Annotated in this window: 13 protein-coding genes; 1 reads left to right on the forward strand and 12 read right to left on the reverse strand. The window is 53.7% G+C overall.

The features are described 5' to 3' along the window. Positions 1–3: 3 nt before the first annotated feature. Entirely contained in the window at positions 4–294 is a 291-nt protein-coding gene (locus tag AC50Y3_RS23120; protein WP_090978952.1) for a YerC/YecD family TrpR-related protein, read from the reverse strand. Positions 295–530: 236 nt separating this feature from the next. Between AC50Y3_RS23120 and AC50Y3_RS23125 the strand changes: the two genes are divergently transcribed. Continuing rightward, complete coding sequence (locus tag AC50Y3_RS23125; RefSeq protein WP_494821083.1) at positions 531–1154, forward strand: hypothetical protein; 624 nt, start codon at positions 531–533, stop codon at positions 1152–1154. Positions 1155–1232: 78 nt separating this feature from the next. On the opposite strand, the gene AC50Y3_RS23130 is transcribed toward AC50Y3_RS23125, so the two are convergent. The 11 genes from AC50Y3_RS23130 to purH form a co-directional block, all read right to left on the reverse strand. Beyond that, positions 1233–2231 carry an inorganic phosphate transporter gene (locus AC50Y3_RS23130; RefSeq protein ID WP_494821084.1) on the reverse strand — a complete coding sequence of 333 codons (999 nt, stop codon included), beginning with the start codon at positions 2229–2231 and terminating at the stop codon, positions 1233–1235. Positions 2232–2249: 18 nt separating this feature from the next. Then, positions 2250–2864, reverse strand: a complete 615-nt coding sequence (locus tag AC50Y3_RS23135) for a DUF47 domain-containing protein (protein WP_494821085.1) — start codon at positions 2862–2864, stop codon at positions 2250–2252. A gap of 253 nt (positions 2865–3117) precedes the next feature. Beyond that, positions 3118–3894 (reverse strand): class I SAM-dependent methyltransferase, encoded by a 777-nt coding sequence (locus tag AC50Y3_RS23140; RefSeq protein ID WP_494821247.1) that lies wholly within the window; start codon positions 3892–3894, stop codon positions 3118–3120. Positions 3895–3948: 54 nt separating this feature from the next. Next, entirely contained in the window at positions 3949–5055 is a 1107-nt protein-coding gene (locus AC50Y3_RS23145; RefSeq protein WP_494821086.1) for a DUF3048 domain-containing protein, read from the reverse strand. A gap of 1016 nt (positions 5056–6071) precedes the next feature. Then, positions 6072–7514: a sensor histidine kinase gene (locus AC50Y3_RS23150; RefSeq protein WP_494821087.1), complete on the reverse strand. Its 1443-nt coding sequence runs from the start codon at positions 7512–7514 to the stop codon at positions 6072–6074. After that, on the reverse strand, positions 7511–8332 hold the full coding sequence (locus AC50Y3_RS23155; RefSeq protein ID WP_494821088.1) for a response regulator transcription factor: 822 nt from the start codon (positions 8330–8332) through the stop codon (positions 7511–7513). Before AC50Y3_RS23155 ends, AC50Y3_RS23150 begins: the two co-directional genes overlap by 4 nt. Before the next feature lie 32 nt (positions 8333–8364). Continuing rightward, positions 8365–9756, reverse strand: a complete 1392-nt coding sequence (locus AC50Y3_RS23160) for a hypothetical protein (RefSeq protein WP_494821089.1) — start codon at positions 9754–9756, stop codon at positions 8365–8367. A gap of 22 nt (positions 9757–9778) precedes the next feature. Beyond that, positions 9779–10774 carry a polysaccharide deacetylase family protein gene (locus AC50Y3_RS23165; RefSeq protein ID WP_494821090.1) on the reverse strand — a complete coding sequence of 332 codons (996 nt, stop codon included), beginning with the start codon at positions 10772–10774 and terminating at the stop codon, positions 9779–9781. A 386-nt stretch (positions 10775–11160) separates the two neighbouring features. Then, on the reverse strand, positions 11161–13527 hold the full coding sequence (galA, locus tag AC50Y3_RS23170) for a beta-galactosidase GalA (RefSeq protein WP_494821091.1): 2367 nt from the start codon (positions 13525–13527) through the stop codon (positions 11161–11163). Between the two features lie 135 nt (positions 13528–13662). Then, a complete protein-coding gene (gene purD / locus AC50Y3_RS23175) occupies positions 13663–14931 on the reverse strand; it encodes a phosphoribosylamine--glycine ligase (RefSeq protein ID WP_494821092.1) in 1269 nt (422 codons plus the stop codon). Between the two features lie 30 nt (positions 14932–14961). Next, positions 14962–16509, reverse strand: a complete 1548-nt coding sequence (gene purH, locus AC50Y3_RS23180; protein ID WP_494821093.1) for a bifunctional phosphoribosylaminoimidazolecarboxamide formyltransferase/IMP cyclohydrolase — start codon at positions 16507–16509, stop codon at positions 14962–14964. Positions 16510–16771: the final 262 nt, after the last annotated feature.

The raw sequence follows: 16771 nt of genomic DNA on the forward strand, positions 1-16771 counted from the left end.
GGGTTAGCGCCCTGCGCGCTCCAGCGCCATCTTGTAACCGTCGTTGCCGTAGTTCAGGCACCGCTTCACGCGCGAAATCGTCGCCGTGCTTGCGCCGGTTTCAGCTTCAATCTGATTATATGTCGCACCCTTGCCAAGCATGCGTGCCACTTCAAGCCGCTGGGACAGCGACTGGATCTCGTTAACCGTACACAAATCATCAAAGAACACATAGCATTCTTCTACCGTCTCCAGCGTCAGAATCGCCTCAAACAGCTGGTCGAACGTCTTATCATTCAGCTTCTTCAATTGCATCGTCCGCACACTCCTACTTGAACTAGTAAGCTAATTGTATTCGTTTCTCTATCATTATTCAAGCATCACCGTTGTAGCGCTTCACAGAACAGAAGGACATCTCGGCCCACGACGATCGCCGAATGTCACCCCGCACCTGCGGAAATTTATTACGAAAATACGGGCATTCGTCCAGTCCGTATGTTCGCCTATCCCATAGACTACTATATAAAAAGCCAAAAAAGGTTGTGATCTGCGTGAAATACCGCTACGATCCACCCGCCGGCAGCTACGAGCAGCAGAGCCAGAGCGGCGGGCAAGGTCAAAGCCTGCATAATGGGCGGCAGCAAAGTCCTTTTCCGGGAATATCCGATCCATTTCAAGGTCTGAATAACAAAAGCGTCGGGCTAGGCAAAACCCCTGTCCCGTTCTCATCCTCCTCCTCCGAGTTCTCGACCGGCGTACCATCGATTACCATTCAACCGGCGGCAGGCCAGCAAATTATACCTCTTCCGGAGTCCGACGGCAATCTCCCTACGCTTATTGAGCAAACCAAAGTCGAAGAGAAGACCGACACCAAGTCCGGCTTTAACCTCGCCAACAGTCTCAATGACCTCAAGGGCGTAGTTGACCGTATGGGCGGCATCGACGGTATCGTGACCACGATGGGCAAGGTGCAGAAGGTCGTCGGCAGCATCACCCAGATGGCGCCGCTGATCAAAGTACTCGCGACCTCCTTCGGGAAGAAGGGTGCTTCCGTGACCAGCACAGACGACGACGATGACGCACCGCCGAAGCGCCGCAAGAAAAAGCGTCGGCGTACCGCAGGCAAGACCGGCGTAACACCGGGCGGCCCCCGCCGCAGACGTCCGCGTAGATAACCGCCCACCGAAAAAGGCTGAACATCTCAACCAAGCGCACCTAAGCAGCGCTTGCGAGACGTTCAGCCTTTTAACCTTTTAGATAAACAATGCAATAATTTGATAAATCAATGCCGCAAGAATCATCGTAATTGGAATCGTAATGATCCAGGAGATGATAATCTTGCCTGCCAAGTCCCATTTGACAGCGGAGAAGCGCTTCGCACTGCCCACGCCGAGAATGGAGGATGTGATGACATGCGTCGTACTAACCGGCAAGTGAATCATCGTAGCCGTCAAGATAACACTTGCCGATGTAATATCTGCCGCGAAGCCGTTGATCGGCTCGATTTTGAAAATTTTCGTGCCCATCGTCTTGATAATCTTCCAGCCGCCAATGGAGGTGCCGAGCGCCATTGCCGTTGCTGCAGAAATCTTGACCCACAGCGGAATATGATCCGTGGTGTCTTGGATGCCTGCTGTAACCAGCGCGAACGTGATAATCCCCATCGCCTTCTGCGCATCATTCGTTCCGTGTGTGAACGATTGGAACGCCGCCGTCAGAATCTGGCCGGAACGGAACCCTTTGTTGATTAGATGCGGACTTGCCTTGGCAAATATCTGCTTCAGGATCCACATCACGATGAAGCCTCCGGTAAACGCGATAAGCGGTGACAAAATAAGTGCCTTCAAAATATCGATAAAGCCTTTGCCATTAATGGCGTCAAGCCCCGCAGAGCTCACAACCGCACCTGTCAATGCTCCGATCAACGCATGCGATGACGAGGACGGGATCCCGAACCACCATGTAAGCAAGTTCCACGCGATCGCCCCGATCAAGGTCGCGACTACAACCTGCACGCCATGGTCGAGCGTAGCCGGATCCGCGATTTTGCCCCCGATTGTTTTCGCCACGCCCGTAAACATAATCGCCCCGATAAAGTTCATGCATGACGCAAGGATAATCGCCATTCGCGGCGACAATGCCCGCGTAGACACGGTCGTCGCGATGGCGTTGGCTGTATCGTGAAATCCGTTAATAAAGTCAAATCCGAGTGCTAGAAAAATAACAATGCCGACCCAAATGTAAATGTCCATACCTGCTCGTCCCGCTCCTTAGCTGTTGCGCATAATGATGGTTTCGAGTGTGTTTGCGACATCCTCACAATAGTCGGTCGTTTGCTCCAGACGCTCATAAACCTCTTTGCGCTTGATCAGCTCAATCGGATCCTTCACGTTCGCAAACAAACTCTTTACGCTGATGCGAAGCAGGTCATCGGCTTGGTTCTCAAGCTCGTTGATATGAATGGCCGGCTCGCGCATGGCAAGCAGCTTCTTCTCGGATAGCAGGTAGATCGCTTTTTTGATTTGCTGCGCGCAGCGAAGGATGTTCTCTGCGAATAGGGTGACATACTCGTCCGGCTCCGTAATGTTGTACATTTCGAAACGGGAAGCACAGGCTTCAATGCCATCGAGCACATCATCGAGCGATGTGGTAAGTTTCATAATATCTTCACGCTCAATTGGCGTAATGAACGTTTTGTTAAGCTCAGTCAGAATCGTATGTACATGACGGTCGCATTTGCTTTCATACTCTTTCATCGTTTTCGCAAACTGTCCGACATCTTTGATTTTAGAAACGTTCTGCCCAAAGTAGAGCACGCCTTCCAGAATCGTATCGGCCATCGCTTCCAGTGTCGTAAAGAACACATCGTTCTTTTTCTTAAACATAACTATCCCCTTCGCTATCGCGCTAATTTGGTTGCCGGTAAATTTCAACAATTGCCATGTGAAACCGACAATATCTTAACACAGTTTACAACCCAATTGTTAAGGGAATGTAAAGGTTTTATGACTATTTTCAAAAATCGTACATTATTTTCATTTGAAGCTTCCGTGCACTTCTATTGTTTTCCGGCACATCCGATTTTAACCGTCTGCAGCGCAAAAAAAAGAAACCGGATCCCCTCCGGCTTCTCTTGCTTTACAGCTTCTCGGCTGCGATTGTAAATGTCTTCGGTATCCCTTTGTCGAACACATCGGACGAGGCGTTAGGCAGCTCTTCGAGCAGCTTGATGCACAAGCCTCCGGAGGCAACCGCCGTCACGATCTCCCCGAGCGTCCAGTTGCGCAGCAACACCTTGGGCACTTCCGCTGCCCCTTCCTGATCCTCCGACATAAACTTGGAGAAAGCGACTTCCTTCTCCTCCAGCTCCGTACTGAAATAATCGCCGTCCACCTTGTGCTTGCGAATGTTCGCCGTCGTGCCGCGCGAGGAGATCAGCTTGGTTGAGACCGGATGGAAATCCTGCAGCACCAGCGTCCCACCTTGGCGTAGCAAGCCACGAACAACCTCAAACAATGGGAGCAGATCTAGAAAATAATGCAGAATCCCAAACTCCATGTACACGATATCGTAGCTGCCGTTCAGTTCGGATTCAGGAAGCTTCAACACGTCTGCCACGATGTAGGTGAGCGGAACCCCTGCTGCAGCGGCCAGCTCGGTTGCATAACGTTCGTTCTCCGCCGAGAAATCGATGACGGTAGCATCTGCGCCAAGCAGCGCAAGCGCAACGGCTTTATTCCCGTTCGAGCCAAGCAGGTTGACGATTCGCTTCCCGCTCACATTCCCCATATGCTCAAGTGCTGAACCGACGCGTTTCTCGGGTGCCGATTTAATTTTGTCCGCCGCCTCGGCCGGTGTGCCGAAACGCTTCAGCCACGCCCCGTATGCGCCGGTATTCCAGGACTGTTCATTCATCTTCGTAGTCGATTCCAATCTCTGTTCCTCCACGTTACACGTCTAATCTTCTCATTATATGCCGAGCTTCACATGCCCCGCAAACGTCGGCGTCATCGGAACGATGTGATAATACGTATGTCCCGGTATGAATGGCAGCTCCTGCCCGTCCTTCATAAGGCGAATGACGCCGTCACTGCTGCGTTCCCAGGTGCAATCGACTTCCTTGCCCTTCTGGATCAGCATCGCCGGACCGCCGCTCTCGAGATCAATCTCCAGCCTGCCGTAATCGTCGTAAGTCTTATGCTTCGCGCCGATGATCACTAGATTCGTGGCCGTCAGCTGGTTGTTCGTCGTGAGATCGGTATGCGGCTTGCCGTTTACCGAGCGTTCATAGAGGCCTGTAGCCTCGTTATACCGGTAAGACAGCTTATAATCCTTCAGCAGAAAATGAATCTCGACCGTCGCAGCTGCTGTGCCATCTGAGGTTGCTCCTTGCTCTGACCATGTAAACGTCGGGATCTCGACGGTTTCGGCATATTTCTTCTTCGCGGCTCCGGCACGCAGCTTCTCCAAATTGGAGTACAGATTGTGCGGCGGTTTGCGGAACGATTCACGGTAGAAGTACGCCCCCGCATTGGAGATCTCGTCTAAATAATCCTTGTTATGATGCTGCAGCAGGTCATAGCCTTCGGTGCTCGCACCGGCATGGGCCAGTACGGCATGATAGGCTTCGCCGATCCGGATTAGATAAGGGCGATTGCTGCGAATCGGGCCGATCGGATTCGTTGAGGTGTCGCTTTGGAAGACGGCTACAAGCCGCGTAATGCCGCCCTCGGCAAGCACTTCCCAGACGACATCGGCATTGGGCAGTCCCGATTGCGGACGTGCCGCAGCGAAATTGTTGACCATTACGGCGATCGGACGAAGCGTGGCTTCGCTATCGAGCGGCAAGCCGGTCAGCGGCGCAATATATTGAGGCGGATCGACAGCGGGCGGATCAACCGGCGCCGTCTCTATTGGCGCTTCCGCTGGTTCCGTCGTTTCTTCGGCGACCGGTGGCGTATCATTGGTGTTCAGCTTCTTCTCGTTGCAGCCTGAGAGCATTATGCCTGCCACTAGCAGCATGACTACGCCAAGCACGAGTGTAAAGCGAAAGGATGACCGTTTAGCATGCTTCATCTGCGAGCCCACCTTATGGAAGAGTTTGAGTTTGGATATTTCTTATTAAACCACAAGAACGGTGGAATTGTCTTCCGCAGTTGCTAAGAATGAACATCTAATTGCTATTTCCCCCTTAGAATCTCGAAGCTCGGCAATCAGGCGAAATATCCCCCCTAGATTCGTTAGTTTATCGCAAGCCGGACGCAGCGGGATGCCAGGTGTGAGGTGGGGTGCGGGATACCTGGTGCGAGATGCGCGAGTTGAGTTGTGTGATCGCTCTAACGAATCACACAGGTCTTATTTGCCCGAAAACAGCTCCAAAAAAATGCTAACGAATCGTACAGGCCCTTTTTGACCGTATGTGTGTATATAGGAGTCGATTTTCCCATATTAAGCCCCCTACGATTCGTTAGAATCTCGAAGCCCCGAATTTCGGCGAAATAAGACCTCTACGATTCGTTAGATTTTCGCAGCTGGAGGACTGCGGTATGCAGGTGCGGGATGCCGAGTGTCGGATAACGAGGGGCCGGGTGTGAAGGGCTGGGGTCCGGGATTCCGAGTGTCGGATAACGAAGAGCGAGGTGTAAGGCGGGGTGCGGGATGCCGAGTGTCGGATAACGAGGGGCCGGGTGTGAAGGCTGGATACCTGCTGCTGCGAGATGCGGGATTTGAGTCGCGTGATACCTGGATTCCGCGTATGCGAACATTCAGCTCTGTGATAAATGGGCCAAATGGGCGTATTCTTCGTGCACATAGAATGCAAAAACGCCGTGCGACGAACACTGCACGAGGCAGCGCTGCCTCGCAAGACGCATAGCTCGCCTAATAATTGGCATACTACCTCTATCTCGCTTAATCGAGGGGGCTGCGTATGCCAGCTTTTATCGACTGGATCACCGCACATTGGTTCTCCAGCCTAGTTATCCTATTGGCGATCCTTGCGATTGCCTATGTAACCAAGAATCACAAGTCGCTGTTCTACAAAGAATAGATGCAAGCTCCAAAATAACCCGGTCGGGCCGCTGCCGATCGGGTTATTTGAGGTTTGCAGCGTCGGGCGGCTGTTGTGGTTGCTGTTGTGGTTGCTGCGTGCGGATTAATGGCAGTGCGATTGTCACCGTTGTGCCTTCGCCGACTGTGCTATCCAGACGGAAGCTGCCGCCATGCAGCTCGACGATCTCCTTGCAGATAGCCAGGCCAAGTCCGCTTCCGGAGCGCTGGCTTGTCCCTTTGTAGAACTTCTCGGTCACATGGGGCAAATCTTCAGGCGGAATCCCGCTTCCCGTATCTTGGATCCGAATTCGCGCCATCCCTTCGTCTTGATCCGCCGTTACCGTAATCGTCCCGTTCCGCGGCGTAAACTTCAGCGCATTGTCGAGTACATTGATGAACACCTGCTTGAGCCGATTGGCATCCACTTCCGCAACGAGCGGCTTATCTCCGCCGGTTCCCGTAATGGCGATCGATTCGCGCTGCCCGCGCGCTTCGAACTGGCGGAGCGTTTCTTCGATCGTCCTCCGAATGTCGAGCGCCTCGGGATGAAGCACAATGCTCTTCGCATACAGCTTCGAGAAGTCGAGCAGATCCTCGACGAGTCCCGCCAACCGTTCCGTCTCCCGGTCGATGATCGCGAGCCCCATATTGAGCTCTTCCACATCGCTAAGGTCGCCGGAGGCTAGCGTCTCGCTCCAGCCTTTGATCGAGGTGAGCGGTGTCCGCAGCTCGTGGGAGATGGAAGAGATGAAGTCCTCCTTCAGCTTCTCGCGCCGCGTCAGCTCCGAGGCCATCGTGTTCAGCGTTTCCGCCAACCTTCCTATCTCATCCCGATCATGCGGTGCGGCGCGGCGGGTCCAATCTCCTTCCGCCATCTTCTCCGCGACTCGCGTCAAATTGCGGATCGGTCTGGCGATACGGTTCGCGATCAGCACGCTCATCGCAAAGAACAGCAGCACGACAACCGAACCGACAAGCAGCGTTATCCACAGGACGTTTCGGACGGTGGTGTCCACTTCTTTCAGCGAAGCGGTATAGCGAAACATGGCGACCACGCGCTGGCCTTGCTTAACCGGCAGCGTAACAGCGGCGATCCGCTCGTTCGTCAGCGGGTCTGTGCCGCGCCATACCCCTTTGCCACCGTAGATCGCCCGCCGGACATCCGGCGTTTCCGCGAGCTTGCCCTCGCCGCCAAGCCCATCGCTGTCGACGACGATTACGCCGGAGCCGGTAAGCAGCTGGAGATGGGCCGTGCCTTCGGACATATTTTGCAGCATGTATCTGGCTTTCTCTCTCATCGATTCATACGCGATCATCCGATTATGTAAGGCCGCCTCCGTCTCTGCACGCTGCAGAACAGAGCCGACAGCACTGCTGTAATAGTAGTTCCAGACGAGTGTCACGAACATCGAACCGAGCATTACAACTACGAGCACGATCAAGATGCCATAGCTCCATACGATGCGTGTACGCAGACTCCTCATTGATCGTCGCTCCGTTTCCAGCGGTAGCCATACCCCCACAGCGTCTCGATATGGTGCGGATCCGATGGCTGAATCTCGATCTTCTGGCGGATGCGGCGAATGTTCACATCGACAATCTTCAGATCGCCGACATAATGGCGTCCCCACACCGCATTCAGAATATCATCGCGGCTAAGCCCTTCGCCCTCCCGCTCCATAAGCAGCTTCACAAGCGTCCATTCCGTCGGCGTCAGAACAATCTCGACGCCATCCTTCCACAGTCGGCGCTCCGCCGAAGACAGGCGGAACGGCCCCGAGCTCAGCTCGCCGGCCCGCTGCGGCTGCGCGCTCGGCGTTCCGCCCCCAGCCGCGGCGCCAGAGCCTTGCTGCGCTTGCGCCGCCGGTCCAGGCATGGCTGCTGCCTCGGCAGCGGAAGCTCCTGCAGCCTCGCTCGCCGGCTCCTCGCCAAGCGGCTGCATGCGCCGCTTAAGCGCGTTCAGCCGGGCGACAAGCTCGCCCGGGCTGAACGGCTTCTGCACATAATCATCCGCGCCTAGCTCTAGCCCGCGGATCTTGTCTTCCTCCTGCGACTTCGCCGTCAGCATAATGATGCCCATACGGGGAAATTGCTGTCTCAGCTGCTCACACACTTCAAATCCGCTTATCCCCGGCAGCATCAGATCAAGCAGCGCCACATCGAAAGGCGGGGAAGCCGCCAGCGCAAGCGCCAAAGCGGTTTCCCCATCCTCGGCCTCCGTCACTTCCATGCCGCCTCGTTTTAAATTAATGCGGACAAACCCGCGAATCGCTTCTTCATCCTCAACAATCAATATTTTCAAAGCAGCCGTTCCCCTCTTTTCTGATCCAAGATCTATTCCTCCGGCAGGAGCTTGAAGAGCTTGCGAAGCGTCGCCTCATCCGGCGGGAAAATGACACCCGGCTTCTCCGCGGCATCCTTCACAAGAGGCGCATGCCAAATCGCTACATAGACAAGCCCGCTTCCGCTGCCAAGCTGCACGAAGCGGCTTCCTTCCTCTTGCAGCTGCTGCTCTTTCTCATTCCAATCCGCGATCGGAATGACGCGCAGTGCCAGGATCTCCTCGCGCCGATTCATTTCCTCATCATATTGGTCAAGCGCAACATCGTTGCTGCTGCCATCCGTTAGTCTTCGGAACGTGTAATGGTTCCATTCCATGGGCAGAGACAGCGCATAAGATCGATTCGTATCCACATATTGCTCGCCAACTACGTTAAACCCATCTACGCCATTCCACTGCTTATACTGCTGAATCCACAAGAGATCGCTGTAGGCCACACCCTCAGATTGACCGGGAGCTTCACGCAGCTCGATCACATCCAGAATGCCGTCCCCATTGCCATCGTCACTCAGCTGCATGGTCGCATTGATCTGTACATTCTCATCGCCGGATTGCTTAGGCGGGTAGATCGGAATCAGCTTCCCTGCTTTCCAGGCATACATCGTCGTCATCGACGAGTTGGCGCCAATAGCCGCATCTGCGAGCACGCCATATTGATCCTGTGCAATTTTGCCAAGCTTCACCTGCAAATATTCGTTCACCGAACCATCCAGCGTGGCGGAAGCCATCTTCGATGCACGGTCTCCTGCAAAATGATAAATGCCGATCGAAGCCGTCAGCTTCTGACGCTGCAATTGAATTAACGCAAGCTCATCATGACCGTCACCCTCCGCATCGCCGACTCCGAGTGTATCGTAGGGAAGTTCCGCAATCGGCTTCGGTGCTACAATCCCGCTAGTCGGCGGCACATGATAAAGGGTCAGAATATGCTGCGGCTCTCCATACTGATTCCACCCGATAAGCACCTCAGGCTCTCCGTCCCGGTCCAAATCAATCGTGCGCAGTACATCGATCCCGTAGCTGGATGTCTCCTCGAACGTAAACCATTGCTGCCAGCCGATATCCACCGTCTTCTTCAGCACCATCACATGCTCTGTCCCGCTCTCATCCGAATAGATGACAAAAGCCTCCTGTTTCCCATCCCCATCCGCATCCATTTTGACCACGGCCGAATTCGACCGCTCCTGCATGGCAAGCGACAGCTTGGCTCTCGCCGGGAGATGATCGCGAATGGCCGAAGCCAGCTCGGCGTTCTCTGGCGTAGACCTCGGGTTAAGCAGGAGATCAGCCGGAGTCGCGGTATACTGACAGCCGGTTACAGCCAAGAAGCAGAGCAAGGCCCCGGCCAGAACAACGGTTTGTTTCATCCAATGCGATACGTTCATCCCTTGTGCTCCTTCCGCACCGTCAGCCGTTCTTCGTCTTAGCATGATTGCGATGTGCTTTTGCAGCCAGCAGCTCACTCACGGTAACGAAGGTATAGCCTTTGTTTTGCAGGTCTTTGATGATGAGCGGCAGAAGTTCTACCGTGTTGTTGATATGTTTACTTCCAAAAGAATGCATCAAAATAATGCCGCCGGGATGCGTGTTCTTATTCACATTGGCCCGCATGGCTGCAACCGAGCTGCCCGCCCAATCGCGCGTATCGACGGTCCAGCCGATCAGCTCACGCCCATTATCCTTCACAATCTGCTTCAGCAGCGGCGAGGTAGCGCCATACGGCGCTCTTACTAAACGTGGCACGTATCCGATCTGCTTATTAATTAAAGCGTCCGTCCATTTAATTTGATTCAAAATAGGGTTGCTGTCAAGCTTTGACAAATCTTTATGCGCATAGCTGTGATTGCCGATCTCGCTGCCCTCATCGCGAATGCGTTTCATCACTTTGCCGTTCTTCTTCACTTGGATGCCTACCGTAAAGAAAGTGGCATGGATCTTCTTCGCTTTCAAAATATCGAGTATGGCCGGCGTGAAATGACTGTCCGGTCCGTCATCAAAGGTTAAGGCAACCAGTTTCCCGCCATTGTTCGTTAGAAAATCGGTATCCGGCTCGGTCGGATTGTCCAGTGTTACAGGTGGCTCAATCGTAACCTCCGGCGGCTTTGGATGAAGCAATGGTTTTCCGGGTATCGCTACTACGAGCTCATTATCCTTGTCGCCGCCGCTGCCGCCCGATTGATTCCAATCTGCATGTGATGCAGACTCCGAATCTCCTGTGTCGCCGCTACCGGTATGCGTGCCCATATTGCTGTCACTTTGCCCCGGAGGAAGCGGCGGATAAGCGGTGTCCGCCAATTCATCCTTGCGCAGCCCGCAGCTGGTCGACAATAGACCTATCATTAGCGTAACCACAATCAATGAGGCTAATCTTCTCTGTTGTCGCAATCCTCGCTGCTGTCGCATTCTACCAATCCTCTCGCACTTCTTCTACTACCTCCTATGCTAGTAGATTTAGGCGACTTAGTAGTTACAAAGAAGTAACACCTGGCCTACCAAACTATGGACCTCCTCGAAAACAATGGTAGGAAGGTTGCAAATATGCAAAAAGACCACCATAAAAGCTGTGTGACTTTTGAGAAGGTCTTTTCTGTGTGCTCGGTTGGCAGGTAGAGCACCGCTGTCATTCATGTGCAGCACCTGTTACTGCATTTAGGTGCGAATCCAGCTCCATGGCCCCATGTACGGTACCAGTTACCGCTCATAGGTGCAAAAAAGGCCAAGTTACTCTATGAGCAACTTGGCCGCAGCTGTTTTGTTCGCTTTTCTTCTAGCATGTGTTGCCCACAGAGCTACTCTACCGAAAGTATCGTTTGTGCATCCAGCAGTCCCGTTGAATGAGCTCGCAGTTCCAGCTCTCCAATCTCTGTTCCCGCTTGCAGGATTAGGAGGCAGTAACCGTTAAAAGCTCTGCGTTTGCTGGCTTTATCCGCTTCATGGGAGATGGGATCCCCATTGCCTACTCCAATAATCCGTCCGCGCCCGTTAACCGTGAAATGCACGAGGTTGTCCGCAGTCGGAACGACCCGCCCCTGCTCATCGCAGATGGAGACACGTACGGCAACAGCATCTGTATCGTTCGCTTGCAGCGTTTGATGATGAGGCTCCAGACGAATATGATGAGCTGCACCCGTCGTTTCCACGGTTACTTTCGATACGACTTCTCCGTCTCTTCTTCCCACGGCTAGCAGCTTACCCGGCACATAAGGAACCTTCCATTCCACATGCCCGTTTGGCGGACGCTTCTGCTCACCGGCAGAAACGCCGTTGAGGAACAATTCGATCGTATCCAGGTTACTGTACGCCCATACGTCAATCTCTTGTCCTTCCTTGCCTGCCCAGTTCCAATGCGGGAACAGATGAATCATCGGCTTTTCCGTCCATGCTGACTTGTAATAGTAGTAGTTGTCTTTTGGAAATCCGCATGTATCCATCGTGCCATATTGCGAATTGATATTCGGCCACTTGAATGGCGATGGCTCACCCCGGTAATCGAAGCCTGCCCAGATAAACATCCCTGCGAGAAAAGCATTGTCCGCCACTGCACCCCATGATTGCTCGGGAGATGTCGTCCAGCTGTTCAGCCATTCATTATCCCGCCAGCTTGTCCCGTATTCCGAGCAGTAGCCCTTGGATTCGTCATGCTCGTAGATGCCCCGTGTTACCGCGTAAGCGGACACTTCGCTTCCGTATATGATGCGCTCCGGATGTTTGGCGTGGTCATTTAGGAACGAGCCCCATTTATGCCCGTAATTATAGCCGACAATATCAAGCTCATCGGTATATCCGCCACCATTAAAGCCATGGTTTAGCGCTGCCGTCGTAGGCCGAGTAGGGTCGAGCTTCTTCGTAGTTTGTACGAGCGTAGCTAAGATGCGCGCGCCCATGACAGTGCCTTCCAGCTGCTCCTCGTTCTCCAGCGACCATGCGATGATGCTCGGATGGTTACGATCACGATAAAGCATATGCTTCAGGTTCTTGATCCCCTCCGGAGAGCTGTCCAGACGCCGATTCTCATCGATGACCATGATGCCCATCCGGTCGCACATCTCCAGCAATTCCTTCGTTGGCGGATGATGCGCGGAGCGGTAGGCGTTAGCGCCCATCTCTAGGAGCAGCTGCAGTTTATATTCAATAATGGAATCCGGCAGTGCTACCCCGACACCTGCAAAATCTTGATGAACGCAAAGTCCTTTAATAACAGTCCGTTTTCCATTCAGGAAGAACCCGTTGTCGTTCGTAAATTCGATCGTGCGAATACCGAATACCGTTTCATAGCGATCGGTTTCCGTGCCGTTCTCTCTAACCGTTGCGATGGCTTTATATAGATGTGGAGCTTCGAGCGACCATAGGAGCGGATCGGATACGACGACCTGCTGCACAATGGTATGTGCTTCTCCGTTCGGAATGGTGGCAGCTGAACTTGCAGACGCTACAATCGCACCGTTCGCATCATGAATCTCGATGGTTAACTCACAATGCTTCGCGATCCGGTACTCATTGTTTACAGTCGTCTCTACCCGCACCGTTGATGCTTCTTCTGATACCGTTGGCGTTGTAACGTAGGTCCCCCATTGACCGACATGCAGCCGATCCGTTGTGGTCAGCCACACATGGCGGTAAATGCCTGCTCCGTCATACCACCAGCCTTCGAAATCTCTCGCATCCACTTTGACGAATATAACGTTGCTTCCCTCGTCCCCATAACGCACGATATCCGTAATATCGTAGAAGAAAGGAACACTGCCGCTAGGATGCGTGCCGACAAAATGCCCGTTCACCCATACGCTGCTGTGACGCATAACGCCATCAAACTCGATGATGATCTTTTTGCCTACGTCGGCGGCTGGAATATCGAACATTTTGCGGTAGCAGCCGACGCCGGATTTTTTGTATCCACGCTCCATCGGGCCGTCCTTCGAGAACTCCTCTTCCACGAGCCAGTCGTGGGGCAGGTTAACCTTCTCCCATTCATCCGGTGCTACCGAAACGCCTGTTTTCTTATCTGCGAATGCAATCTGCTGCCACTGGCCCTCTTCGCCTTTCTCGCAATCGGTTAGGCTGCCGACTCCCCCTGCCTTCACCACATGCGGAATCTCTAGATTTCCTCTGTAAAACAACCAGTCCCTGTCAAAATTCGTTTTCGTCCGTCTCCCCATCTCTGGACACCTCCGGAAAAATTACCCTCATTTCGAATCATACCTGAATCTGGGTGTGGATGGTGTGAGAAATTGTGTGGACAAGAAAAAAAGAGTTGTCCAGATGTGGACAACTCTCTTCATATATAGCTTCCGCTATTTCAGCGCTTTCGCCGCAATATCGGTACGGCAGTGCATACCGTCAAAATGAATCGCTGCCGCCGCTTCATACGCTTTCGCGCGCGCTACCGCAATATCGCTGCCACGGCCGACGATGCCGAGCACGCGTCCGCCGTTCGTTACGATCTCGCCTTCGGCAGAAAGAGCCGTACCGGCGTGGAACACGAGCGCGCCTTGTGCTTTTGCAGCATCCAGACCCGAGATAGGCAGGCCTTTCGGATATGCCGCCGGGTAACCTTCGGATGCGGCAATGACGCATACCGCAGCTTCGTCGCTCCACTCGATCTCAAGCTGATCGAGACGTCCGTTCATGGAAGCAAGCACGATATCGAGCAGGTCGGTTTTGAGACGCGGCAAGACCACCTGTGTCTCGGGATCGCCCATCCGTGCGTTGAACTCAATCGTCTTAGGGCCGTCCTTCGTCATCATCAACCCCGCGAATAGGACGCCGCGGAACGGACGGCCTTCGCTGACCATAGCTCGCGCCGTCGGCTTGATGATGTTCTCGATGGACTCTTCCACGATTGCCGGATCGATGTGCGGCAGCGGTGAATACGTGCCCATACCGCCCGTATTCGGGCCTTTGTCGTTGTCGTAGACTGGCTTGTGATCTTGAGCCGGCACCATTGCGCGTACCGTTTCTCCATCGACGAATGCCAGGATCGACATCTCTTCGCCTGAAAGGAACTCCTCAATTACGACGCGCCCGCCGGATTCGCCGAACACTTTACCCACCATCATGCCGTGGAGCGCTTCTTCTGCTTCTTCCAACGTTGCCGCAACCGTAACGCCTTTACCTGCCGCGAGACCGTCTGCTTTCACGACGATCGGCAGCTCTTGCTCGCGCAAGTAAGCCAGTGCCGTCTCGTATTCGGTGAACGTCTCGTATTTGGCTGTCGGGATCTCGTACTTCTTCAGCAGATCCTTCATGAAGATCTTGCTGCCTTCGATTTCAGCCGCTTTCTTGCTAGGTCCGTAGATTGGAATGTTGCGCGCTTCGAAAGCGTCGACGATTCCGTCCGCAAGCGGATCGTCCGGTCCTACGAAGACCAGATCTACTGCATTATCGCATGCAAATTGAATGAGATCGTCAAACCGGTTGACCGGAATTGGCGCAATTTCTGCCAGCTCCGCAATGCCTGCATTGCCCGGCGCACAGAAAATTTTGCTTACTTTATCGCTCTTATTCAGCGCCCAGACGATCGCGTGCTCACGCCCGCCGCCGCCGATGACCATAATCCGCAAAGGAAACCCTCCTTTTTATCCAAGCCTGTACTAGTGTTTAAAATGACGAACGCCTGTCAGCACCATCGCAATGTTATGCGCATTGGCTACTGCGATCGATTCCTCGTCTTTGATCGAACCGCCTGGTTGGATAACGGCCGTGATGCCGGCTTTCGCTGCCAGCTCCAGCGTGTCGCCCATTGGGAAGAATGCGTCAGAAGCGAGAACTGCGCCTTTTGCTTTGTCGCCTGCTTGCTCGATCGCGATGCGAGCTGCGCCGACACGGTTCATTTGACCAGCGCCTACGCCTACCGTCATATCGTCCGATGCGAGAAGGATCGCGTTCGACTTCACATGCTTCACAACTTTCCAACCGAACAGCAGCTGTTTCAGCTCTTCTTCTGTTGGCTTGCGGTTAGTGACGATTTGAATGTCCGCTTCAGTCAGGCTGTGCACATCGCTCTCTTGTACGAGCATGCCGCCGTCTACGCTCGTTACGAGCCATTCCGGTTTGCGTTCGCCTGCTGCTTGGATTTCGCCTAGCTTCATCAAGCGGATGTTTTTCTTCTTCGTCAGCACTTCAAGCGCCTCAGGCGTGAAGTCCGGAGCAATAACGATCTCAAGGAAAATCTCGCTCAGCAGCTTCGCTGTCTCTACGCCGATTGTACGGTTAGCCGCCACAATGCCGCCGAAGATCGAAGTTGGATCTGCTGCGTAGGCTTTCTGGTAAGCTTCGTGAATGTCGCTGCCGATACCCACGCCGCATGGATTCATATGTTTTACCGCTACGACAGCCGGTTCGTTGAATTCTTTGACAATAGCAAGCGCCGCGTTAGCGTCGTTGATATTGTTATAGGACAGCTCTTTGCCGTGCAGCTGCTCAGCCGTTGTGATGTTGCCTGCGGATGCCAGCGGCTTGCGGTAGAACGCTGCTTTCTGATGCGGGTTCTCGCCATAACGCAGATCCTGCACTTTCTCGTACGTAACGGTGTAGCTCTCCGGAAGCGGATTGCCTTGCAGCTTCGAGAGGTAGTCCGAGATGAGCGCATCGTAAGCGCCGGTGTGGCGGAATACTTTCGCTGCGAGGCTCTTACGAGTCTCAAGCGTAGTGTCGCCTTGCGCTTTCACTTCGTCGAGAACTGTTTGGTAGTCTGCCGCGTCTACGACAACCGTTACGAAAGCATGGTTCTTCGCTGCCGAACGAAGCATCGTCGGGCCGCCGATATCGATGTTCTCGATTGCATCCTCGTAGGATACATCCGGTTTCGCAATCGTCGCTGCAAAAGGATACAGGTTCACGACAACGAGGTCGATGTAGTCGAGGCCAAGCTCTTCCATCGCTTTCTGATGCTCTTCGTCATCGCGAACAGCAAGCAGACCGCTGTGTACGGCAGGGTGCAGCGTCTTCACGCGGCCATCCAAAATCTCCGGGAAGCCCGTTACATCGGAGATCCCGATAACCGGAACGCCTTCCTTCTCCAGCAGGCTCGCCGTACCGCCTGTCGAAATAATTTGCACACCAAGTCCAGCCAACGCCCGCGAAAACTCCACAATCCCCGTCTTATCCGATACGCTAATAAGTGCTCTGCGAATGGTCAAAATAGAACCTCCTAAAAAGTTTTTGCGCCGCTCCGATGGAGCACGCATTCTGTAAGTAAAACTTGCATCTCTATGTTCAAACTAGCTCATGCTACTCAATGTGTTTAGCCTAAGTGTCGGTTACTAGCCAATGTGTTGCTCTGAGAGCTACTCATGAGCTTGATTCGTCGGTTTCTAGCCAATGTGTTGCCCTGAGAGCTACTCTTGTGCTTGATTCGTTGGTTTCCAGCCCATGTGTTGCTCTGGGTGCTACTCTGGTGCT

This window comes from Paenibacillus sp. J22R98, assembly GCF_059383835.1.